Origin of the sequence: Sandarakinorhabdus limnophila DSM 17366 (genome assembly GCF_945882885.1) — a bacterium.
GTDB classification, from domain to species: Bacteria; Pseudomonadota; Alphaproteobacteria; order Sphingomonadales; family Sphingomonadaceae; genus Sandarakinorhabdus; species Sandarakinorhabdus limnophila_A.
In genome coordinates this window covers 59,316-80,309 of the sequence record NZ_CAMCWT010000003.1, presented here as the reverse complement: position 1 = coordinate 80,309, position 20,994 = coordinate 59,316, and the positions used below count along the sequence as shown (strand labels likewise).

Genomic DNA, 20,994 nt, shown 5'->3' with positions numbered 1-20,994 from the left:
CGCCCGCCCCATCAGGCTTTCACGCCGTCCGGCGTCAGGCCAGATAATCGTGCAGTACCCTGCCATAAGGCAGCGTCATGTCGGTCACGATGTGCAGCCCGCCCAGCTGCTCATGCACCGGCAAATCGGCCATCGGGCAATTGACGGCCGGCACCATTTCCAGCCGAGCGCGCCCGGTCCAGGCACCCTTGACGACAATCTTGTCAAAGTTGATGCCAACCAGCTGGGCAATCGCCGGCGTGCCGTCGATGTCGGGGATCAGCTTCAGCGTCACCTGGGTGCGCTTGAGCATCGCCTCGATCTCGCTGAGGTCGTTCGGGCTGCTGTGCTTGTAGACCATGGTGCCGCTGGCCACTTTCTGGCCGGCATAGACCAGTTCGCCGGTGAGCGTGTCGCTCTCCGTGACCAGCTTGGGCTGGCCGAACTTCATCGGATATCCCCAGATCTCGCGACCACCAGCCAGTGGCGGGCAGTTGTCGACATACATCTGGACGAGGAAGTTGCACTTCTCGCCATTCAGCGTGCAGGGAATGGTCTGCGCGGCCGCCGAATATGCGCCAAAGCCTTCGCCGTCGGGCAGATCGAGCCACTGCACCGACACGATGTCGCCATCGGGCTGCAGCGGTTCAGGCAGCAGCTTGCGGATCATCACCGGATCAGAGCGATACTGGATGATCATGTACTGGCGGTTGAAGAATTTATACGGGCCCGTCGGATAAGTCGGGCTCTGCAGCGGCATCGAGCTGAGTTTAAGCACATCCTGCTTGTTCATGTCCTGTACCCCCTCAGCCCGCAGCGTCTTTGATGTAATCGAACAGCACGCGGCCATGCGGCAGCGTCAGATCGGAAACGAAATGCTTGCCGCCAACGATGCGCAGGATCGGCAGATCGGCCACCGGCGCATTCACATGCGGGATCAGCTGCAGCCGGGCCGGGCTGACCCAGACACCCTTCACCGTGATATTCTCAAGATTATACGCGACGAGTTGGCAGATCTTCGGACTGCCATCGACATCGGGGATGATCTTGAGGTTGCACGACGTCTTGGTCATGCCCTTGGCCTGGGCCTCGCAGCCGCCGGGCGCTTCCTGCCACTTGTAGGCCATGGTCCCCATCGCCACCGACTGACCGGCGTACGACAGAGTGCCAGTCAGCGTGTCGGAGGCAACCTCCAGCTTGGGCAGCGCATATTTCTTGGGGAAGCCCCAGATTTCGCGGCCACCGTCGATGGGCGGCTGATCGTCCAGATACATCTGGGCGGTGTAGTTGATCGGTTCACCGTTGAAGGTGCACGGGATCACGATACCGCTTTCGGTGTAATCGCCAAAACCCGAGCTGTCGGGCATGCGGATCCATTCGTACAACACATGGTTTTCCGCATTCGGCACCAACGGCTCCGGAACCGCGGCGCGCAGCAGCACCGGGTCGGTTTCGTAGGTGATGATCATGAATTCGCGGTTGATGAAGCGATAGGGCCCCAGCGGATAGCTGGGTGCAACTGCCGGCATCGACGGCAGCTTCAAAATTTCTTCCGGTGTCATGGTTCCCCCAGTTGCACTTTAAAATCAGAGAAAGGCGGATTTGACGTCGGTGGACGAGCGCACGCCGACATCATCGAAATGCTCGTCCAGCCACTTGCTGGCGCTGGCGCGGCCCACGTCGCGCAGCGTCTTCAAGAAACCCCAATCCGGGTTCAGCTTGCTGGTGACGCCCAGGCTTGTCATGTACTCCTCGTTCATGATCGAATGGACCAGCATCCGGCGATGCTTTTCATCATTCAGCTGGCCATCGTCGATCAGGTGGCTGACGAAGGCGATCGCCCGCATTTCACGCATCAGGCTCGAGTTGAAGCTGATTTCGTTGATGCGGTTCATGATGTCCTTGGCGGACTTGGGAATCTCTTTGCGATTGAGCGGGTTGATGTGAACGATCACCACATCGTTGGTCTCGCTGCCATAGATCAGCGGGAAGATCGCCGGGTTGCCCATGTAACCGCCGTCCCAATAAGCCTCACCTTCGATTTCGACGGTGTGGAACAGGAAGGGCAGACAGCCCGAGGCCAGCACCTGATCGGGACCAATCTCGTGGTTTTCGAACATGCGCACCTTGCCGGTGCGCACATTTGTGGCCGAAAGGAACAATTTGACCGGGCAACCTTCACGCAGCACGTTGAAATCAATCGAGCTTTCCAGCACCTTGCGCAGCGGATTGACGTTCTTCGGATTGAGTTCATAGGGCGACATGATGCGGGACATGATGTCCATAATCATGAACACCGGGCTGTAATCCAGATTGTGATTTTTCAGTGCCTTGTCGATCCACGAAGGCTGCAGCGGCCCCTTGGCGCCTTCATCACTGATCTTCTTCCAGAACTTCTCCAGCTCCTCGCGAGCACCATCGGCGCCGCCAATGGTCAGGCCATAGCCCAGCACGGTCGCATTCATTGCCCCGGCGCTGGTGGCGCTGACGGCATCGAAGGCGACACGGCCATCTTCGAGCAGGCGATCAAGCACGCCCCAAGCGAAAGCCCCGTGCGCACCGCCACCTTGCAGAGCCAGATTCACCTTCTTGCTGTTTGCGCCCACGACATAGGCGGGCGCAGCGCGCCCATTACCCGAAACCATAAAGACCCATCCCCCAGCACGGCGTTGATTTTGCACCGTTCAGTTGCCATAACGCACGCGGTCAAAGGCAGCAATGATGATTCGCCATGGTGGTGGATACAATGTGCTGGCCGCCACGCCTTGGGTGGCGCACATCCAGCATGTTTTCGGCCATGCCGTGTGTTTCCGCTATCCAAACCTAGACAAGTGAAAAAAACGGGGGTTTACCATGCTTAAGGGACTTAATGCGATCGTCACCGGCTCAACCAGCGGGATTGGGCTTGGTATCGCTAACGTGCTAGCATCAAAGGGTGCCAATCTCGTGATCAACGGTTTCGGCGATGCCGCCGCCATCGAAGCTGAACGCGCCAACCTGGAAGCCAAATATGGCGTGAAGGTCGTCTACAGCGGTGCCGACATCTCGAAGCCGTCCGATGTGAAGGCGATGGTTGAACTGTGCGTCAGCAGCTTTGGTTCGGTTGACATCCTCGTCAACAACGCCGGCATCCAATACACCGAAAGCGTCGAAAATTTCCCGGCCGAGCGCTGGGATGCCATCATCGCCATCAACCTGTCGGGCATTTTCCATGCCATCCAGGCGGCGTTACCGCACATGAAGGCCAAGGGTTTTGGCCGCATCATCAACATCGCCTCGGTGCATGGCCTGATCGGCAGCACCCACAAGGTCGCTTATGTCGCCGCCAAGCATGGCGTTGTCGGCATGAGCAAGGTGGTTGCGCTGGAAACCGCCGGCAGCGGCATCACCTGCAACACCATCTGCCCGGGCTGGGTCCACACCCCGCTGGTGCAGAAGCAGATCGAAGCCAAGGCGGCTGAACAGGGCATCAGCATTGAAAAGGCCACCGAAGACCTGCTGATCGCCAAGCAGCCGTCCAAGCAGTTTGCGACGCCGGAACAGATGGGCGAACTCGCCGCTTTCCTGTCCAGCGAAGCTGCTGCCCAGATGACCGGGATCGCTATCCCCGTCGATGGCGGCTGGACCGCGCAGTAACAGGTCTGAAGGACAACAAGCCGGCGCGGCAGCCATTGGTTGCCGCGCCGGTTTTTGTTTGTCGCCTGCTCAGTTGGTGATCGCGCCCTGATCAGCCACCAGGCGCCCGCCCGAAAGGCTCACCACCCGATCCATCTTCTGCGCCAGCGCGATATTGTGCGTGGCCACCAGCGCCGCCGCGCCCGACGAGCGGACCAGATCGAGAAAGGCCGCCAGCACCAATTGCGCCGTGGCTTCATCCAGATTGCCGGTCGGTTCATCGGCCAGCACCAGCGCCGGGCGGTTGGCCAGCGCGCGCGCCACCGCCACCCGCTGCTGCTCCCCGCCCGACAATTGCGCCGGCTTGTGGGTGAGCCGCGCGCCGAGGCCAAGTGATGTGAGCAATTCATCAGCGCGCGTGGCGGCGCCAGCTTCGGGCACGCCAGCCACCATCTGGGCCAGCATCACATTCTCGCGCGCGGTGAAATCGGGCAACAGGTGGTGGAACTGATAGACAAAGCCCATCCGCTGCCGGCGGACGCGGGTGCGGCCAAGATCATCAAGGGTACCAACGGGTTCGCCGCAAATCCGGATATCACCGGTGAACCCGCCTTCCAGCAGGCCAACGGCTTGCAGCAGCGTTGATTTGCCGGAACCAGACGGCCCCAGCAGGGCGACGATTTCGCCGGGAGCGACGGTCAAATCAACGCCGGCCAGCACATCGATACGGGCGCCGCCCTGTTCGAAACTGCGGGCCAGGCCCGTCACCTGCAGCACCGGCTCACTCATAGCGCAGCACCGTCACCGGATCGGTGGAAGCCGCCTTCCACGCCGGATAGAGCGTGGCGAGGAAGCTCAGAAGCACGGCAAGGATGACGATGCCGAGCACCTCCATCGGATCGGTCTTGGCCGGCAGCAAGGTGAGATAGCGCACCGACGGGTCCCAGATTTCGGTTCCAGTGAGCCGCGAGACGCCATCGACAATAGACTGGCGGAAGGTGAGCAGAGTGAAGCCGAGCACCAGTCCCACCGCCACACCGGCCGCACCGATCAGCGTGCCCACGGTCATGAAGATCCGCATCATCGCCGCCCGGCTGGCACCCATGGTGCGCAGGATGGCGATATCCCGTGTTTTCGCCCGCACCAGCATGATCAGCGAGGAGAGGATGTTGAACACCGCCACGATGATGATGATGGACAGCACCCAGAACATTACCGTCTGTTCGACCACGAGCGCCGAAAACAGCGCCGAGTTACTGGCCTGCCAATCGTTCACCACGGCAATGCCGGCGAGTTTCTGGCGCAGGGGTTCGAGGATGGCCTTGGCTTTGTCGGGATTGTCGGTGACGACCTCGATCATGCCCACCGCGTCGTCGAGGCGCAGCAGCGTCTGCGCGTCCTCCAACGGCATCACCACGAACGCCTTGTCGTAATCGTAAACGCCGACTTCGAACACCGCGACCACCGTGTAGGCGACGATGCGCGGCACCGTGCCGAACGGCGTGGACTGGCCGGCGGGGTTGATCAGGCTGATCTGTTCGCCCACCCGCACGCCGAATTGTTCAGCCAGGCGGGCACCGATAGCCACCGTGTTGGCGCCAGGCGCCAGCGCATCGAGCGCACCGCCGCGAATATTGCCGGCGATTTCAGGATTGCTGCGAATATCGCCCAGCCGCATGCCGCGCACGATCACGCCTTCAACACGGCCGCCAACACTGCCCATCAACGGCTGTTCGATCAGCGGCAGCGCCTGGGTGACACCGGGCAGCGCCTTGGTGTCAGCCATCACCTGCGACCAGTTTTCCAGCCGACCGCCATAACCTTGCACGACGGCATGGCCGTTCAGGCCCAGAATGCGATCGAACAGTTCGGCGCGAAAGCCGTTCATCACGCTCATCACCGCGATCAGCGCGGCAACGCCCAACGCCACGGCCACCAGGCTGATGCCGGCGACGAGGAAGATGAACCCCTCCCCCTGCCCCGGCATCAGGTAACGCCGGGCGACCATGCGTTCGTAGGAGGTGATCAAATGCGGCTCACCACAGCGTCGATCGGCACCTCGACGCGTTCGCCGGTGGCGCGGCGCTTGAGTTCGACGATGCCCGCGCTGAGCCCCTTCGGCCCGACGATGACTTGCCACGGCAGGCCGATCAGATCGGCCGTGGCGAACTTGGCGCCGCCGCGCTCGTCGCGGTCGTCATAGAGCACGTCGACACCGGCGGCAGTGAAATCGGCGTCAAGCTTGTCGCAGGCGGACTGGCAGGCGGCATCATCAACCCGCAAGTTGATCAGCGCCACCTTGAACGGCGCCACCGCATCCGGCCACACGATGCCGGCGTCATCATGACAGGCCTCGATGATCGCACCGACCAGGCGGGACACGCCAATGCCGTAGCTGCCCATCAGCGGCGTGACCGGTGCGCCATCCGGGCCCTGCACCGCAACGCCCATCGGAGCGGTGTATTTGTCGCCAAAGTAGAACACCTGTCCCACTTCGATGCCCTTTGACTGCTGCAAGGCAGTGCCGCAGGCGGCTTCGGCGGCCAGATCGCGCTTTTCATCGGTGGCGGCATAATCGGCGTTCAGGCCGTCGATGAAGGACGACAGCGCGCCGCGATCATCGGCATTGATGGTGCTGGTGTCGCGTGCCTTCAGCCAGTTTTCATGATAGAACACATCGCTTTCACCGGTTGGCGCCAACACGATGAATTCGTGGGACAGGTCGCCGCCAATCGGCCCAGTATCGGCCTGCATCGGAATGGCGTTCAGCCCCATGCGCGCAAAGGTGCGCATATAGGCAATGAACATGCGGTTATAGCTGTGCCGGGCCGCATCGAAATCCAGATCGAAGCTGTAGGCATCCTTCATCAGGAATTCCCGGCCACGCAGCACGCCGAAGCGCGGACGCACTTCGTCGCGGAACTTCCACTGGATCTGGTAGATGTTGCGCGGCAGGTCGCGATAGCTCTTGGCGCCGTTCTGGAAGATGGCGGTGAACAGCTCTTCGGCCGTGGGGCTGAACAGCATCTCACGATCATGGCGATCGGTGATGCGCAGCATTTCCGGGCCATAGGCATCATAGCGCCCCGATTGCTTCCACAGATCGGCGGATTGGATGGTGGGCATCAGCACCTCAATGGCGCCGGCACGGTCCTGCTCTTCCCGCACGATGCGTTCGATATTGGCCAGCACGCGCTTGCCCAGCGGCAGCCAGGCATAGATCCCCGACGATGTCTGCCGCACCATCGCTGCGCGCAGCATCAGTTGGTGGGAAATCACCTGGGCTTCCCCGGGCGTTTCCTTGAGAACGGGCATGAAATAGCGGGACAGGCGCACGGGTTTGTCTCTTTGCAACAGGGCGTCGGATGGATGATGTGGAGTGGGCCTTAGCATGGCTGACCGTGAGGGCAAGCCGGCCATGAATTGCTTAATATTAACCTGCTGTTGCAACGAAGTCACACTTGGCGAAATCCTTGCCAGGCCTCGCATTCTGCGCCCTGACAGCGACAAAGAATCGGCATATCACATGCCAACGAGTGGGTACCGCGAGGGGCCCGCAAGGACGGATAGGCGGCAGGGTCCATCTCGCACGGAGAGGATCCAGTCGTCATTCACCGCTGCGCGCCGGTCCGGATTGGGTCAACCGGAGTGGGCTTAGGCTGCGCGCGCCGGCTGGGGCAGATGGGGGTATTGGGCCCGGCCGGCGCCGAGCGGTGAAAATATATAAGTCTCGTCACGAAGGGCCCGGCCAGGCAAACGGCCGGGTCCTTTTCGTTTGTGCTGACTTCGGCCATTCTGTCATCATGAAGATGCTGATCATCGGGGTCGCGGTGCTTGCCGCCTTGTGGTTGCTGTGGCGGCGCCTGTCGCCACCCGCCGGCATGGTCTTCGATCTCGACGATCCCCGTATGGAGATCGCCAAGCAAAAGGCCCGCGACACGCTGCCGGAATTCTGGGCCGCGCTGGCCGCAGCAGCACCGGGCGACAGCGACTTCGGCCTGAAGTTCGATCTCAACCACGGCCGCGGCCTGCCCGATCGTGAACTGATCTGGGCGATGGGCGTCACCCGCGATGCCGATGGCAGTCTTCATGGCCATCTGGCCAACCCGCCGCGCAACCGCGATTTCAGCGCCGGCCAGAAGGTGACCATCATCCCCGAAACCATTGTCGATTGGTGCTTCTTCCGGAACGACGTTGCCCATGGCCATCACATCACCCGGCTGATGATCGATCTCAGCCCGCCCCGCGACGCGGCAGAGGCCCGCAAGCAACTGGGCTGGTAACGCCCCCACCCTTTCATCAGGCCGCCGCCCTCCGTCTGCCGTGTCACAACCATGGCCAAGGAGGACACATCATGGCTTACGAACATATCAGCGTGGACCGCGACGGCCGCATCCTGGTGGTGACGATCAACCGGCCGGAGCGGATGAACGCGCTGCATCCGCCCGCCAATGCCGAACTGGATAGGGCGTTCAACGATTTCGCGGCCGATCCCGATCTTTGGGTCGCCATCATCACCGGCGCCGGTGAACGCGCCTTTTCCGCCGGCAACGATCTGCGTTGGCAGGCAGAAGGCAATGCCATCACCGTGCCGCCCTCGGGCTTTGGCGGGCTGACCAGCCGCTGGAATCTTGACAAACCGGTGATCGCTGCGGTCAACGGCGTCGCAATGGGCGGCGGCTTTGAAGTGGCGCTGGCGGCTGACCTCATCCTGGCATCTGACAACGCGACCTTCGCCCTGCCCGAACCGAAAGTGGGCCTCGCGGCGCTGGCCGGCGGCCTGCACCGCCTGCCACGCGCCATCGGCGTGTCGCGCGCGATGGCGATGATCCTCACGGCCCGCACCGTTTCGGCGGCCGAAGGCAAAGAGTTGGGCTTCGTCACCGAAGTCGTGCCCGCCCCCGATCTGCTCACGCGTGCCAAGGCGCTGGCGGCGGCCATGTGCGAATTGTCGCCGCTTTCCCTGCGCGCGTCGAAGCAGGCGGTGCTGAAAGGGCTGGAAGAACCGTCCTTGCGCGCGGCGTATGAGGGCCAAGGCACATATTCCGCCGTGCAGGCGCTGTTCCGCAGCGAGGATCTGCGCGAGGGCCCGCTGGCCTTTGCCCAGAAGCGCAAGCCAGAGTGGAAGGGCCGCTGATCTCCCTGCGTCAACCCACCCGTTGACCGCGCAATCACTGCAGGGCAGCGGGGCGGCAATGGGGGACCATCTTTCACGCGACCGCATCATCGCACCGCCAGCTTTTGACCGCTGGCTGGTGCCGCCCTGCGCGCTGGCCATCCACCTGTGCATCGGCATGGCTTATGGGTTTTCGGTGTTCTGGCTGCCGCTCAGCCATGCGCTTGGCGCACCGGCCTGCACCAACCTCCCTGCTGCGCTCACCTCTACCAGCTGCGTCTGGCGGGTAAGCGATCTTGTGTGGGTCTACACGTTGTTCTTCGTCGTGCTCGGCCTGTCGGCGGCGCTGTTCGGCAGCTGGGTGGAACGGGTTGGCCCGCGCCGGGCCGGGTTGGTCTCGTCGGCCTGCTGGTGCGGTGGCATTGCGCTTGGCGCGGCGGGCGTGTTCCTGCACCAGTTGTGGCTGTTCTGGCTGGGTGCGGGCGTGCTGGGCGGCATCGGCCTTGGCATCGGTTACATCACGCCGGTTTCCACCCTGATCAAATGGTTCCCCGATCGGCGCGGCCTGGCCACCGGTATGGCGATCATGGGCTTTGGCGGCGGCGCCATGGTCGGCAGCCCGGCGGCAGACCGGTTGATGGCAGTCTTCGCCAGCCCTGGTGAAGCCGGCGTGTGGCAGGCAATGCTGGTGCTGGCCGGCATCTATGCGCTGTTCATGACGGCAGGTGCGTTGGGCTTTCGCCTCCCCGCCCCCGGCTGGACGCCGCCCGGCAAGGCTGAAATCGTCGCGGGAGGCCGCTTCGTGCCGCTCGGCGTGGCAAGTCGCACCCCGCAATTCTGGTTGGTCTGGTGCGTGCTGCTGCTCAACGTCTCGGCCAGCATCGGCATTATCGGCCTCGCCTCGCCAATGGTGCAGGAAATTTTTGGCGGCGGCCTGTTTGGCCAGCCCGTGCGCTTTGCCGATTTCAACGAGGATCAGAAAGCCGCGGCGGCCGCGGCCGGTGCCGGCTTCGTTGGCCTGATCAGCCTGTTCAATATCGCCGGCCGCTTTTTCTGGGCCAGCCTGTCAGATCGGATTGGGCGAAAGGCCATGTATGCCGCCATCCTGGCGTTGGGCGCAGCCTGCTATGGCCTCGCCCTTCCCGGCCCGGCCGCAGCGGCTTTGCCCCTGTTCGTGGCGGCCTTTGCCCTGATCGCCTCGATGTATGGTGGCGGTTTCGCGGCAGTGCCGGCGTGGCTGGCAGATATGTTCGGCACCAAGCAGGTGGGCGCCATCCACGGCCGCCTGCTCACCGCCTGGTCCACCGCCGGCGTGCTGGGGCCGTTGCTGGTCGCCTATGTGCGTGATGCACGCCTGGCCGATGGGGTGGCACGTGAAGCGGTGTATGGCCCGATCTTCCTTCTGCTGGCGGGCCTGCTGGCGCTGGGGCTGATCGCGGCGCTGCTGGTGAAACCAGTGGCAAGTGAACTGTGGGTTGAAGATGAAGAGCCGTCGCAGCCCCTGCTCGCCGCTGCCTCTGCTGCACCCCCGGCAGCTGCCTGGGGCTTACGCTTCGCCGCATGGAGCGCAGTGCTCATCCCGCTGGCCTGGGGTGGCTGGTTCACCGTGCAGAAGGCGGTGGTGCTGCTGGCGCAATGAAAAGGGGCCGCCGGTTGCCCGACGACCCCAAAACATTGTCATCCGTCCACGAAGGGCGGTGTCTGGTGTCAGCGAACCCCGACCGTGACCGGGGCCACCAGCGCCTTCGCGCCGTGAATGAAGCAATGAGACACTGGATCACCTCCTTTCGCTTGTTGAACAAAAATTGCAGTGTCAGAGGAAATGCTGATGATCGCAAGGGGCATAATCACGCAGCTGCGCATCGGCCGGCCGCAGCCGCTGCCGGGCCACCGCATGCTTTCTGCCTATCGACGTCAGCCCGTCGCGGGCCCGGTGACGGTGCACGAACTGGGGTTGGACGGCGATCAGGTGGGCAACACGCGCGTTCACGGCGGGCCGGAAAAGGCGATCTATGCCTATCCGCTCAGCGGCTATGACGGCTGGCGCGCCGCGTTCCCCGATCTGGCTGACCGATTCGTGCCGGGCGCCATGGGCGAGAATCTGGTGGTCGATGGCCTGGATGAAGCCAGCCTGTGTTTGGGCGACGTGATCCGCTGCGGCACCGCCACCCTGCAGATCGCCCAGATCCGTGAGCCCTGCTCGACCTTTGCCGCAGCGATGGGCACCGCGCGCGTAGTCAAGGCGATGGTGCGGTCGGGTCGCTGCGGCTGGTATTTGCGCGTGCTCGAAGGCGGCGCCATCGCGCCGGGTGACGGCCATGACGTGATTGAACGGCCCAATCCTGGCTGGCCGATCAGCCGCTTCACACCAATTGCCGCCGGCAAGGGCGGACGTCACGAGGAGATGGCGGAACTCGCCGCCCTGTCCGGCCTCAGTGCTTATTGGCGGTCAAAGCTGGCGCACCGGCTGTTGGATCAGCAGCAATAGCGCGGGCGGCGCGGAAGGCCAGGGCTTCCATAACCGCGAGCAGCCCTGCGCCCAGCAGGAACGGCACGAACGTATAGAGGATGCGGAACAGCGCGACGGCCGCCAGCACCCCGGCCTTGTCTGCATCCGGCATCAGGCCAACGATCACCAGTTCGAACACGCCCAGACCGCCCGGCGCATGGGCCAGCGCGCCGGTGACCATGGCGACAGCGTAGATGACCAGGAAGGTGAGCAGATCGGGCACACCCGCCACCGGCAGCAAAAGGATGTAGAGAGCGCCGCCCGCCAGCGCCAAATCGAGCGTGCCGATGGCGATCTGCTGCAAGGTCTGCTTGCCGTCAGGGATGGTGAAGCGATAACGCAACAACTTGAAACTGCGCCGCCACACGGTGGCAAGCAACGTGTAGGCCAGCACACCGCCCAGCAGCAGCGCGCCAGTCCATTCTTCCAGGCCTTGTGGCACCCATTCGCGGATGGGTTCGGCCAGACCCGGCGAGACGATCAGCCCGATGCCGGCGACGAAAATGATGCCCAGCCAGAAGGTCCAGCCACACAGCAGGATGATCATGGCGATATCGGCCGGCTTCACGCCGGCGCGGGTGTAGATGCGATAGCGCACGGTACCGCCGGTGAGGATGGTGACCCCCAGCGTGTGGCTCATGGTGAAGCTGGAGAAGCTGGCGGCGGCCAAGGTGGGCCAGCCGATCTTGGTATAGCCGAGGTGGCGGGTGGCGAACCAATCATAGCCGACCAGCACGACATAGGAGAGGAAAGTGGAAACCGCGGCAAAGGCGATCAGATGCGTTGGCGTGGCTTCAATTTCCGCCATCACGTCGGCCAGCGTGACCTGGCCGGAAATCTTCTTCAGGCCCCAGGCGGCCAACGCCAGCACTAGCAGCCCCAGCGCGGCACCAGCCCAGCTTTTCCAGTTGGCGCGGAGACGCTGATCCTCTGCCGCTGCCGGGCCTGTTTCCACTTGCTGTACCGACACGTCCAGACGCCGCTTCCTTCAAACCGCTGGTAGGCCCGGAGGGACTCGAACCCCCAACCAAGCCGTTATGAGCGGCCTGCTCTAACCATTGAGCTACAGGCCCGAACCGGGCCAACAGCGGTTAGCCGATGCAGATGCACTTGGGAAGGCCGGGCCGCACGCGCAAGGCGGCATCGGTAAAATCCGGGGCGCGCAGGCAAAGAAAAAGGGCCGGATGCTTTTGCAGCATCCGGCCCTTCTATCATGCCCGGAACCTCGCGCCGGGAGGGGAGGAGTGGCGCGGCCGGGCTGATCGGTCGCCTCAGGGAGGAGGAGGGGATGACCGATCAGGCCGGGCTGGCTGCAGGGGGGAGAGCAGCGGGCCCGGCGTTACCGCTATCGCGGCGACACAAACTATCTACGGATTCGCCGGCCTCTATTGCAGTGCACAATATCGCGTTACAGCCATGCACTGGATGCATAACTACGGACGCTGGAATACAGCAACTTGTTGTTATTGCAGCATGACATGAGGTGCACACCCATGCCTGCGACAGCCTGCCTCACATGTCCAAAGCGGCGTTGGTCATGCGTTCCACCAGAAATTCGCGCAGCACGGCAATGCGCAGGGAGCGCCTGAGCTCGGACGGGTAGGTGAAGAAAGTGCGGAACACCGGGCCTTCCACCTGCGGCAACACCACCTGCACCTTGCCGGAAAAGCGGATCAGATAGGATGGCAGCGCCGCGATGCCAGCGCCGGCTTCCACCGCCTGCAACACACCGTGGCTGTTGTTGATGGTCAGCGCTGCCGCCCGCGGGCTGCCTTCGTGGCCCAGTTCCAGGATCCAGTTGATACCCTTCAGAAATTCCGGCGCGGCATCGCCATAGGATATCAGCCGGTGGTGATCGAGATCGGCAATGGTCTTCGGCTCGCCGTGGCGGGCCAGATAATCCGGGCTAGCCACCAGGTGGTGGCGGATACCGGCCAGCGGGCGCTGCATCAGTTCGTTCTGGAACGGGCGGTGAAACCGGATCGCGACATCAGCCTCACGCTTGGCCAGATCGAGATCGGCATCGGTCAGCATCAGGTGCACGCTGATATCGGGATAGAGATCGAGGAAATCGCCCAACTGCCGCGCCAGCCAGGTGGAGCCGAAGGAGACCGTGGTGGTCAGCCTGATGGCACCCGTCGGCCGGTCACGGCTGACATCAATGGCCTGCGCCGCCTTGTCGATGCGCTCGTGCATGTCGGAGGTGGCGGCGCGCAACTGCTCACCTTCGTGGGTCATCGCCAGCCCGCGGGCGTGGCGGTGGAACAATTTGGCACCCAGGCTGTCTTCCAGCGCCGCGATCTGGCGCGACAACGCCGGCTGGCTCATGTGCAGGCGGCGTGCAGCCTCGGTGAAGCTGCCGGCTTCGGCCACGGTGTCGAACAGGCGCAGCTTTTCCCAATCAAGATTGATGCCAGGCTGCATGCGCCCCTCCTCCCCTTATCCGTGCGCCAGGAAACGCTCCGCTTCCAGAGCCGCCATGCAGCCCATGCCGGCCGCCGTCACAGCCTGGCGATAGAGGTTGTCCTTCACGTCGCCAGCGGCGAACACGCCGGCCACGCTGGTTGCCGTGCTGTCAGGCGCGGTGAGGATATAGCCCTCCTCGTCCATGTTCAGCTGGCCAGCGAACAGGCTCGTGGCGGGCACGTGGCCGATGGCGATGAACAGGCCATCCACCGGCAGTTGGCGGGTGCTGCCATCGCGCGTGTCGGCCAGCGTGATGCCTTGCACCTTCAGCGGCGCGTCTTGCCCCTGCACATCGGTCACTTCGGCGTGCCAGTGCATCTGCACCTTGGGGTTTTCCAGCAGCCGGGCCTGGTTGGTTTTGTCTGCGCGCAGTTCGCCGCGGCGGTGGATTAGGTGCACCTTGCTGGCAAACTTGGTGAGGAACATCGCCTCCTCCACAGCGGTGTTGCCCCCGCCAACCACGGCCACTTCCTTGCCGCGAAAGAAGAAGCCATCGCAGGTGGCACAGGCCGAAACGCCGAAACCGCAGAACTTCGTCTCATTGGGCAGGCCCAGCCAGCGCGCCTGAGCGCCGGTGGCAATCACGATGGTATCGGCGGTCCAACCCTGGCCGCTGTCGGTCTCAAGCACGAACGGGCGCCGCGACAGATCAACCCTGGTCACGATATCGGTGATGATCTCGGTGCCGACATGGCGGGCCTGGGCTTCCATCTTCACCATCAGATCGGGGCCCATCACCATGGTTTCGCCCGGCCAGTTCTCCACTTCGGTGGTGATGGTCAGCTGGCCGCCGGGTTGCAGACCCTGGATCAGCACCGGGTCCAGCAAGGCGCGCGCGGCATAAACGGCAGCGGTATAGCCGGCCGGACCAGAGCCGATAATCAGAACCTTGGCATGACGGGACATGAAAGCGAATCTCCTGAACGCGCAGCCGCGCGATGACGTGTGCGGCCTGCCTTAAGCGAATTTGTCATCATTTCCAGCCCGCAGGCGGAGATGCGGCAAGGCTTGCCAGAACTGGCCCTGCGCCAATCTGCATCTTGCGCGACCTTGAAACAATGTTATCAAGAACGGGGATTTTGGGGTGGGGAATTACTCAGTGGTGCATCGTTCGCGGCTGCCGATCGACGATATCGATCGCGTGATCCTGCGTCATCTGCAGGCCGAAGGCCGCATCACCAACGTCGATCTTGCCACTCGGGCTGGCCTCACCGCCCCGCCCTGCCTGCGCCGCGTGCGCGCGCTGGAAGAAAATGGCGTCATCAAGGGCTATCACGCCGATCTGCATTCGGTGGCGCTGGGCTATGGCATCACCGTGTTCGCCATGGTCAGCCTGAAGAGCCAGGCCGAAGCCGATCTGCGCGCCTTTGAAGACCATGTCGCCGCCCTGCCTCAGATCCGCGAATGCCACATGCTCAACGGCGAGATCGATTTCATCCTGAAGGTCGTCGCCCACGATCTGCAGGAATTCCAGAAATTCCTGACCAGCGAACTCACCCCGGCGCCGAACGTGGAAAGCGTGAAGACCAGCTTTGTCATCCGCACAGCCCTCTCGCGTCCGGGTGTGCCGGTCGATTAAGGCCGCGCCAGCGGTCGCGCCAGCGCCAACCCAGCGATAAACCCGCCGATATGCGCGGCAATCGCGATCCGCATGTCAGGCCCGGCCAGCGCCGCGCCGGCCAGCACCTGCAACACCACCCACGCCGTACCCAGCCCCAGCGCCTGCACCAGTGGACTGCGCTTGCTGCGGCCGAACAACATGGCCTGGGCGGCCACCAGGCCAGAGATCGCACCGGATGCACCGACTGCGGGGACAGTGCTCAGCGGTGACCAGGCCCATTCGGCTAAACCACCGGCAAGACCAGAGAACAGATAGAGCGCAAGAAAGCGGCGGCCGCCCAGTTCCGGTTCCAGGATGCGGCCAATGGCCAGCAGCATCACCATGTTCATCAACAGGTGCGCGGCGCCGCCGTGCAGGAACATGTGGCCAACCAGGGTGGACGCTGCACCCAGGGCCGGCAATTGGCCATCCAGCGCCAGCGTGAGCCGCGCCGGCACCAGCCCCGCCCAGAACAACAGCGCATCGCGCGCATTGCTGCCGGCAAAGCCCATCAAGATCGCCACGATGGCATTGGCCAGCACCAGCAGGCGCGTCACATTGGCCGGCGGTGGCTCCGCCGCTGCCAAGGGACCGCCGGGCGGCGGGAAGTCAGATGAATTCAACGCGTTCAATGGCGTAATATTTGTCGCCCGACGGCGTGTGAACTTCCACTTCGTCGCCCACGCGGCGGCCGATCAGCGCCTTGCCCAGCGGCGAGGAGAAGCTGATGCGGCTGGCTTTCACATCGGCCTCATGCTGGCCGACGATCTGATAGGTGACCGGCTTGTCGTCCTCATCAAGCAGGTGGACAGTGGCGCCAAACACCGCCTTGTCCCCCGACAGGGTTTGTGGATCGATCACAATGGCACGCGCCAGCATGTCTTCCAGTTCGATTACCTGGGCTTCGATCTGGCCCTGCCGCTCCTTGGCGGCATGATATTCGGCGTTTTCCGACAGATCGCCGTGTGCGCGCGCTTCCTCGATGGCTTCCACCACCGCCGGCCGCTCAACCTCTTTCAGGTTGCGCAGCTGAACGATCAGGGCAGCATGCCCTGTCGGCAGCATCGGCACCTTTTCCATTGTCGGCATGGTCGTTCAACTATCCTGCAAGTCGTTCCAAAGATTTGCCCCTGCCGGCGCATTTCGGCGTCGCCAGGGGCAGCGGGCGGATATTCTGCCGCCGATCAGGATTACTTATGATAGGATTGAAGTGGCCGAACTTCAAGCCGGTGTCGCCGCATTGCAGCAATTGCCGCCACCGCCGCCCGACTGGCCGGTGCCGTGGTATAATATGGAACCCGGCCATATAGCGCCGATGCGCGGATCGACTGGCTGTCTTTCAGCGACTGCAGGCCCTCGGTGGTGTTGAAGATCAGGGCGATCTCACCGTCCTTGATCCGGTCAACAATGTGCGGCCGACCTTCGGCGACCTTGTTCACAGCCGTCACCGGGATGCCAGCGGCCTTCAGCACCAGTTCGGTGCCCGAGGTGGCGACCAGTTCGAAACCCAGCGACACCAGATCGCGCGCGGCATCGATGATCTGCGGCTTGTCACTGTCCTTCACGCTGATGAACACACGGCCCGTCTGCGGCAGCACGGTCGAAGCGGCCAGCTGGCTCTTGGCAAAGGCCGTGGCGAAATCGGCATCAATGCCCATCACTTCGCCGGTGGACTTCATTTCGGGGCCCAGCACCGGATCGACACCAGGGAAACGCGCGAACGGGAACACGGCTTCCTTCACGGCGATATGATTGCCGACATTGCGCGGTGACAAATCAAAGCTGGCCAGCTTTTCACCGGCCATCACCCGCGCGGCGATCTTGGCCACCGGGATGCCTGTCGCCTTGGCGGTGAACGGCACGGTGCGGCTGGCGCGCGGGTTGACCTCGATCAGGTAAACGTCGCCATCCTTGACGGCGAACTGCACGTTCATCAGGCCCTTCACCTTCAAGGCGCGGGCCAGCACGTCGGTCTGACTTTCGATCTCGGCGATGATGTCGGCGGGCAGGCTGTAGGGCGGCAGTGAGCAGGCGCTGTCGCCAGAGTGGACGCCGGCCTCCTCGATATGCTGCAGCACGCCGGCGACGAACACCGTCTCGCCATCGGCCACCGCGTCCACATCCACCTCGATGGCGTCACGCAGATAACGGTCAATCAGCACGGGCGACGTGCCGGACACCACCACGGCTTCGCGGATATAGGTTTCCAGCTGCGCCAGCGTATCGACAATCTCCATGGCGCGGCCACCCAGCACGTAGGACGGTCGCATGAGCACCGGATAACCGATGGTCTCCGCCACACGCACGGCTTCTTCGGCGGAACGCGCAATGCCGTTTTCCGGCTGCTTCAGGCCGAGTTCGGTGATCAGCGCGGCAAAGCGCTCGCGGTCTTCGGCCAGATCGATACTGTCCGGGCTGGTGCCCAGGATCGGGATGCCGGCATCCTGCAACGCCTGCGCCAGCTTCAGCGGGGTTTGCCCGCCCAGCTGCACGATCACGCCCACCAGTTCGCCGTTCTGCATTTCGGTGTGCAGGATTTCCAGCACGTCCTCGGCGGTCAGCGGCTCGAAATAGAGCCGGTCCGACGTGTCATAATCGGTCGAAACCGTCTCCGGATTGCAGTTGACCATGATGGTTTCATAGCCGGCGTCATCGAGCGCAAAGCAGGCGTGGCAGCAGCAATAATCAAACTCGATCCCCTGGCCGATGCGGTTGGGGCCGCCGCCGAGGATGACGATCTTTTTCCGATCCGTCGGGTTGCTCTCGCAGTCCGGCTCGCCAAAGCTGGGGGCTTCGTAGCTGGAATACATATAGGGCGTTTTCGCCGCGAATTCGGCGGCGCAGGTATCGATGCGCTTGAACACCGGCCGCACATTGAGCGCGCGGCGGGCGCGCAACACTTCGGCTTCAGTCGTGCCCGCCAGCTTGGCCAATCGCGCATCGGAAAAGCCCAGCGATTTCAGATGGCGGAAGGCGGCGGCCGTGGTGGGCAGGCCGCCCGCCTTCACCTTGGCCTCTTCCTCCACCAGTTCCTGCATCTGGCGCAGGAACCAGGGTTCGAACTTGGCGATCTGGTGGATGCGCTCCACGCTCATGCCGGCGCGCAGGGCATCGGCGGCGACAAGCAGGCGATCCGGCGTCGGGCGGCTCAGTGCGGCCTCGATTTCCTCGATGGTGGCACCCTGCAGATGTTCCAGCTCGTCAAAGCCGGTCAGCCCGGTTTCCAGGCCGCGCAGCGCCTTCTGCACGCTTTCCTGCCAGTTGCGGCCGATGGCCATCACCTCGCCCACCGATTTCATCGCGGTGCCGAGCAGATTCTGCGCGCCCTTGAACTTTTCAAAAGCGAAACGCGGGATCTTGGTGACGATATAGTCGATGGTCGGCTCGAACGACGCCGGCATGGCGCCGGTGATGTCGTTCATGATCTCATCGAGCGTGTAGCCCACCGCCAGCAGCGCCGCGACCTTGGCGATCGGGAAGCCGGTGGCCTTCGACGCCAGCGCCGACGAGCGCGACACGCGCGGGTTCATCTCGATGACGACCAGGCGGCCATCCTTGGGGTTTACCGCATATTGCACGTTGGAACCGCCGGTTTCGACGCCGATCTCGCGCAGCACAGCGATGCTGGCGTTGCGCATGATCTGATATTCCTTGTCGGTCAGCGTCAGCGCCGGGGCGATGGTGATCGAATCCCCGGTGTGGACGCCCATCGGATCGATGTTCTCGATGGAGCAGACGATGATGGCATTGTCCGCCTTGTCGCGGACCACCTCCATCTCATATTCCTTCCAGCCCAGCACGCTTTCTTCCACCAGCACTTCGGTGGTCGGGCTGGCATCGAGGCCGCCGGTGACGATGTGGATGAATTCCTCGCGGTTATAGGCAATGCCGCCGCCGGTGCCGCCCATGGTGAAGCTGGGGCGGATGATCGATGGCAGACCGACGAATTCCAGCGCCGCCAGCGCTTCTTCAACCGTATGCGCGATGCGGCTCTTCGGCGATTCCAGGCCGATCTTGTCCATCGCGTCGCGGAACTTCAGCCGGTCCTCGGCCTTGTCGATGGCTTCGGCGTCGGCACCGATCAGCTGGACATTGTATTTCTCCAGCGTGCCATCCTTGGCCAGCGCCAGCGCGGTGTTGAGCGCGGTCTGCCCGCCCATGGTGGGCAGCACGGCATCGGGCCGCTCCTTCTCGACGATGCGCGCGACGATTTCGGGCGTGATCGGCTCGACATAGGTCGCGTCCGCCAGTTCCGGATCGGTCATGATCGTCGCCGGGTTGGAGTTGACCAGGATGATGCGATAACCCTCCGCCTTCAACGCCTTCACCGCCTGCGTGCCCGAATAATCGAACTCGCAGGCCTGGCCGATGATGATCGGGCCGGCGCCAATGATCAGAATGGATTTGATGTCGGTGCGTTTGGGCATCAGAGGCTCCGGGTCAAGGCGAGAGAGCCGACAAACTTCTCGAACAGATACTGGCTGTCCTGCGGGCCGGGGCTGGCTTCGGGGTGATATTGCACACTGAACGCCGGGCGGTCGGTCAACTCAAGGCCAGCCAGCGTGCCATCGAACAGCGAGATGTGGGTGGGTCGCGCGCTGGTTGGCAGGGTTTCGGTGTCCACGGCAAAGCCATGGTTCATGGATGTGATCTCGACACGGCCATCGGAAAGCCGCTTCACCGGGTGGTTGGCGCCGTGGTGACCCTGCGTCATCTTCAGCGTCTTGGCGCCCACGGCAAGGCCGAGCAGCTGGTGGCCAAGGCAGATGCCGAACAGCGGCAGGCCGGCGTTCAAGATCTTCTGGATGGTCGGCACCGCATGCACGCCGGTGGCCGCCGGATCGCCGGGCCCGTTGGACAGGAAGATGCCGGCCGGCTTCAGCGACATGATCTCGTCAAAGGTCGCAGTCGCCGGCACAACCGTCACGCGCGCACCGGCGGCGACGAGGTTGCGCCGGATGTTGCGCTTCATGCCATAATCAATGGCCACAACGTGCGGGCCATCCGGGTTGCCGATGTGCACGGCATAGCCGCCGGCCAGCGTCCACAATCCATCATCCCAGCTGTAATTCTGCGTGGCGCTGATCACGCTGGCGAGATCCATGCCCTCCAGCCCCGGCCATGCCTTGGCCTGGCTCAGCAGCTTCTTGATGTCGAACTGGCCGGCCTTGTTGTGGGCGATCACCCCGTTGGGCGCGCCGCCTTCGCGGATGCGCTTGGTGAGCGCGCGGGTATCAACGCCGGAAATGCCAATGCGGCCCCACGCCTTCATCCAGTCGTCAAAGCGGCGCTGAGACCGGAAATTGGCAGCCGCGGTTACCGGCTCACGCACCACGCAGCCCAGGGCGTGCGGATTGGCGGATTCGATATCCTCGTTGTTGGCGCCCACATTGCCGATGTGCGGGAAGGTGAAGGTGATGATCTGCCCGGCATAGCTGGGGTCGCTCATCACTTCCTGATAACCGGTCATCGCGGTGTTGAAGCAGACTTCGCCCACCGCCACGCCTTCGGCACCGAAACCATGGCCCCAGATGACGCTGCCATCGGCCAGAACCAATACCCCCGTCGCGCCTTTGGGTTGGGCGGGCGCAGGGGCGGCGGCCATGGTCAGGTTCCTTCAGGTTGCGGGCAAACGGCGGGGGACCTAGGGGTGTAGGGCCACGGCGTCAATCTATTAATTGACCGCCTGAGACGCTATCGAGCCCCAAA

At 63.3% G+C, this 20,994-nt stretch carries 19 protein-coding genes and 1 tRNA gene; 6 read left to right on the top strand and 14 right to left on the bottom strand.

The features are described 5' to 3' along the window. Window positions 1-34: 34 nt before the first annotated feature. From Q7O19_RS01275 to Q7O19_RS01265, 3 genes are read right to left on the bottom strand one after another with little or no spacing between them, the layout of a single operon-like run. On the bottom strand, window positions 35-772 hold the full coding sequence (locus Q7O19_RS01275; protein ID WP_303808177.1) for an acetoacetate decarboxylase: 738 nt from the start codon (window positions 770-772) through the stop codon (window positions 35-37). Window positions 773-785: 13 nt separating this feature from the next. Continuing rightward, complete coding sequence (locus tag Q7O19_RS01270; protein ID WP_022679023.1) at window positions 786-1,541, bottom strand: acetoacetate decarboxylase; 756 nt, start codon at window positions 1,539-1,541, stop codon at window positions 786-788. A 24-nt stretch (window positions 1,542-1,565) separates the two neighbouring features. Further along, window positions 1,566-2,624: a patatin-like phospholipase family protein gene (locus Q7O19_RS01265; protein WP_303808176.1), complete on the bottom strand. Its 1,059-nt coding sequence runs from the start codon at window positions 2,622-2,624 to the stop codon at window positions 1,566-1,568. Window positions 2,625-2,832: 208 nt separating this feature from the next. On the opposite strand from Q7O19_RS01265, the gene Q7O19_RS01260 reads away from it, so the two are divergent. Further along, window positions 2,833-3,615, top strand: a complete 783-nt coding sequence (locus tag Q7O19_RS01260; protein ID WP_273461718.1) for a 3-hydroxybutyrate dehydrogenase — start codon at window positions 2,833-2,835, stop codon at window positions 3,613-3,615. Between the two features lie 69 nt (window positions 3,616-3,684). On the opposite strand, the gene Q7O19_RS01255 is transcribed toward Q7O19_RS01260, so the two are convergent. From Q7O19_RS01255 to proS, 3 genes are read right to left on the bottom strand one after another with little or no spacing between them, the layout of a single operon-like run. Further along, window positions 3,685-4,383 carry an ABC transporter ATP-binding protein gene (locus Q7O19_RS01255; protein WP_273461716.1) on the bottom strand — a complete coding sequence of 233 codons (699 nt, stop codon included), beginning with the start codon at window positions 4,381-4,383 and terminating at the stop codon, window positions 3,685-3,687. Next, on the bottom strand, window positions 4,376-5,602 hold the full coding sequence (locus Q7O19_RS01250) for a lipoprotein-releasing ABC transporter permease subunit (protein ID WP_303808195.1): 1,227 nt from the start codon (window positions 5,600-5,602) through the stop codon (window positions 4,376-4,378). The genes Q7O19_RS01255 and Q7O19_RS01250 overlap by 8 nt, the downstream gene beginning before the upstream one ends. Before the next feature lie 17 nt (window positions 5,603-5,619). Beyond that, window positions 5,620-6,930, bottom strand: coding sequence for a proline--tRNA ligase (gene proS, locus Q7O19_RS01245; protein WP_303808175.1), 1,311 nt, complete (start codon window positions 6,928-6,930; stop codon window positions 5,620-5,622). A gap of 467 nt (window positions 6,931-7,397) precedes the next feature. On the opposite strand from proS, the gene Q7O19_RS01240 reads away from it, so the two are divergent. The 4 genes from Q7O19_RS01240 (at window position 7,398) to Q7O19_RS01225 (ending at window position 11,198) form a co-directional block, all read left to right on the top strand. Continuing rightward, window positions 7,398-7,877 (top strand): DUF2314 domain-containing protein, encoded by a 480-nt coding sequence (locus tag Q7O19_RS01240; protein WP_303808174.1) that lies wholly within the window; start codon window positions 7,398-7,400, stop codon window positions 7,875-7,877. A gap of 71 nt (window positions 7,878-7,948) precedes the next feature. Continuing rightward, on the top strand, window positions 7,949-8,731 hold the full coding sequence (locus Q7O19_RS01235; protein ID WP_303808173.1) for an enoyl-CoA hydratase-related protein: 783 nt from the start codon (window positions 7,949-7,951) through the stop codon (window positions 8,729-8,731). 58 nt (window positions 8,732-8,789) lie between these two features. Beyond that, entirely contained in the window at window positions 8,790-10,349 is a 1,560-nt protein-coding gene (locus Q7O19_RS01230; RefSeq protein ID WP_303808172.1) for an OFA family MFS transporter, read from the top strand. A 189-nt stretch (window positions 10,350-10,538) separates the two neighbouring features. Beyond that, the gene (locus Q7O19_RS01225) at window positions 10,539-11,198 is read left to right on the top strand and encodes an MOSC domain-containing protein (RefSeq protein WP_303808171.1); all 660 of its coding nucleotides are present in this window, start codon (window positions 10,539-10,541) and stop codon (window positions 11,196-11,198) included. Here the strand turns inward: Q7O19_RS01225 and Q7O19_RS01220 are convergent. The 4 genes from Q7O19_RS01220 to trxB all read right to left on the bottom strand — a co-directional run bounded on the left by Q7O19_RS01220 (window position 11,143) and on the right by trxB (window position 14,591). Then, window positions 11,143-12,174 carry a lysylphosphatidylglycerol synthase domain-containing protein gene (locus tag Q7O19_RS01220; protein WP_303808170.1) on the bottom strand — a complete coding sequence of 344 codons (1,032 nt, stop codon included), beginning with the start codon at window positions 12,172-12,174 and terminating at the stop codon, window positions 11,143-11,145. The genes Q7O19_RS01225 and Q7O19_RS01220 overlap by 56 nt on opposite strands. Before the next feature lie 42 nt (window positions 12,175-12,216). Continuing rightward, window positions 12,217-12,292 (bottom strand) — tRNA-Ile (locus Q7O19_RS01215). A 439-nt stretch (window positions 12,293-12,731) separates the two neighbouring features. Continuing rightward, window positions 12,732-13,643 carry a LysR family transcriptional regulator gene (locus Q7O19_RS01210; RefSeq protein WP_303808169.1) on the bottom strand — a complete coding sequence of 304 codons (912 nt, stop codon included), beginning with the start codon at window positions 13,641-13,643 and terminating at the stop codon, window positions 12,732-12,734. A gap of 15 nt (window positions 13,644-13,658) precedes the next feature. After that, window positions 13,659-14,591 carry a thioredoxin-disulfide reductase gene (gene trxB, locus Q7O19_RS01205; RefSeq protein ID WP_303808168.1) on the bottom strand — a complete coding sequence of 311 codons (933 nt, stop codon included), beginning with the start codon at window positions 14,589-14,591 and terminating at the stop codon, window positions 13,659-13,661. Window positions 14,592-14,784: 193 nt separating this feature from the next. Here trxB and Q7O19_RS01200 point away from each other — a divergent pair, with 193 nt between their 5' ends. Continuing rightward, window positions 14,785-15,264: an Lrp/AsnC family transcriptional regulator gene (locus Q7O19_RS01200; protein ID WP_303808167.1), complete on the top strand. Its 480-nt coding sequence runs from the start codon at window positions 14,785-14,787 to the stop codon at window positions 15,262-15,264. On the opposite strand, the gene Q7O19_RS01195 is transcribed toward Q7O19_RS01200, so the two are convergent. The 4 genes from Q7O19_RS01195 to carA all read right to left on the bottom strand — a co-directional run bounded on the left by Q7O19_RS01195 (window position 15,261) and on the right by carA (window position 20,890). Beyond that, the gene (locus Q7O19_RS01195) at window positions 15,261-15,842 is read right to left on the bottom strand and encodes a rhomboid family intramembrane serine protease (protein ID WP_303808166.1); all 582 of its coding nucleotides are present in this window, start codon (window positions 15,840-15,842) and stop codon (window positions 15,261-15,263) included. The two genes, Q7O19_RS01200 and Q7O19_RS01195, sit on opposite strands and share 4 nt — an antisense overlap. 52 nt (window positions 15,843-15,894) lie before the next feature. Beyond that, window positions 15,895-16,374 carry a transcription elongation factor GreA gene (gene greA / locus Q7O19_RS01190; RefSeq protein WP_303808165.1) on the bottom strand — a complete coding sequence of 160 codons (480 nt, stop codon included), beginning with the start codon at window positions 16,372-16,374 and terminating at the stop codon, window positions 15,895-15,897. Window positions 16,375-16,475: 101 nt separating this feature from the next. Further along, window positions 16,476-19,712 carry a carbamoyl-phosphate synthase large subunit gene (gene carB / locus Q7O19_RS01185; RefSeq protein WP_303808164.1) on the bottom strand — a complete coding sequence of 1,079 codons (3,237 nt, stop codon included), beginning with the start codon at window positions 19,710-19,712 and terminating at the stop codon, window positions 16,476-16,478. Then, the gene (carA, locus tag Q7O19_RS01180; RefSeq protein ID WP_303808163.1) at window positions 19,712-20,890 is read right to left on the bottom strand and encodes a glutamine-hydrolyzing carbamoyl-phosphate synthase small subunit; all 1,179 of its coding nucleotides are present in this window, start codon (window positions 20,888-20,890) and stop codon (window positions 19,712-19,714) included. The genes carB and carA overlap by 1 nt, the downstream gene beginning before the upstream one ends. Window positions 20,891-20,994 lie beyond the last annotated feature (104 nt).

What these genes read in the sequence shown, in the direction of transcription:
- trxB (WP_303808168.1), bottom strand. Translation starts at nt 14,591, where the DNA reads ATGTCCCGTCATGCCAAGGTTCTGATTATCGGCTCTGGTCCGGCCGGC.
- Q7O19_RS01240 (WP_303808174.1), top strand. Translation starts at nt 7,398, where the DNA reads ATGAAGATGCTGATCATCGGGGTCGCGGTGCTTGCCGCCTTGTGGTTG.
- Q7O19_RS01255 (WP_273461716.1), bottom strand. Translation starts at nt 4,383, where the DNA reads ATGAGTGAGCCGGTGCTGCAGGTGACGGGCCTGGCCCGCAGTTTCGAA.
- Q7O19_RS01250 (WP_303808195.1), bottom strand. Translation starts at nt 5,602, where the DNA reads ATGGTCGCCCGGCGTTACCTGATGCCGGGGCAGGGGGAGGGGTTCATC.
- Q7O19_RS01225 (WP_303808171.1), top strand. Translation starts at nt 10,539, where the DNA reads ATGATCGCAAGGGGCATAATCACGCAGCTGCGCATCGGCCGGCCGCAG.
- Q7O19_RS01265 (WP_303808176.1), bottom strand. Translation starts at nt 2,624, where the DNA reads ATGGTTTCGGGTAATGGGCGCGCTGCGCCCGCCTATGTCGTGGGCGCA.
- Q7O19_RS01270 (WP_022679023.1), bottom strand. Translation starts at nt 1,541, where the DNA reads ATGACACCGGAAGAAATTTTGAAGCTGCCGTCGATGCCGGCAGTTGCA.
- Q7O19_RS01235 (WP_303808173.1), top strand. Translation starts at nt 7,949, where the DNA reads ATGGCTTACGAACATATCAGCGTGGACCGCGACGGCCGCATCCTGGTG.
- Q7O19_RS01210 (WP_303808169.1), bottom strand. Translation starts at nt 13,643, where the DNA reads ATGCAGCCTGGCATCAATCTTGATTGGGAAAAGCTGCGCCTGTTCGAC.
- Q7O19_RS01230 (WP_303808172.1), top strand. Translation starts at nt 8,790, where the DNA reads ATGGGGGACCATCTTTCACGCGACCGCATCATCGCACCGCCAGCTTTT.
- Q7O19_RS01260 (WP_273461718.1), top strand. Translation starts at nt 2,833, where the DNA reads ATGCTTAAGGGACTTAATGCGATCGTCACCGGCTCAACCAGCGGGATT.
- carB (WP_303808164.1), bottom strand. Translation starts at nt 19,712, where the DNA reads ATGCCCAAACGCACCGACATCAAATCCATTCTGATCATTGGCGCCGGC.
- greA (WP_303808165.1), bottom strand. Translation starts at nt 16,374, where the DNA reads ATGCCGACAATGGAAAAGGTGCCGATGCTGCCGACAGGGCATGCTGCC.
- Q7O19_RS01275 (WP_303808177.1), bottom strand. Translation starts at nt 772, where the DNA reads ATGAACAAGCAGGATGTGCTTAAACTCAGCTCGATGCCGCTGCAGAGC.
- carA (WP_303808163.1), bottom strand. Translation starts at nt 20,890, where the DNA reads ATGGCCGCCGCCCCTGCGCCCGCCCAACCCAAAGGCGCGACGGGGGTA.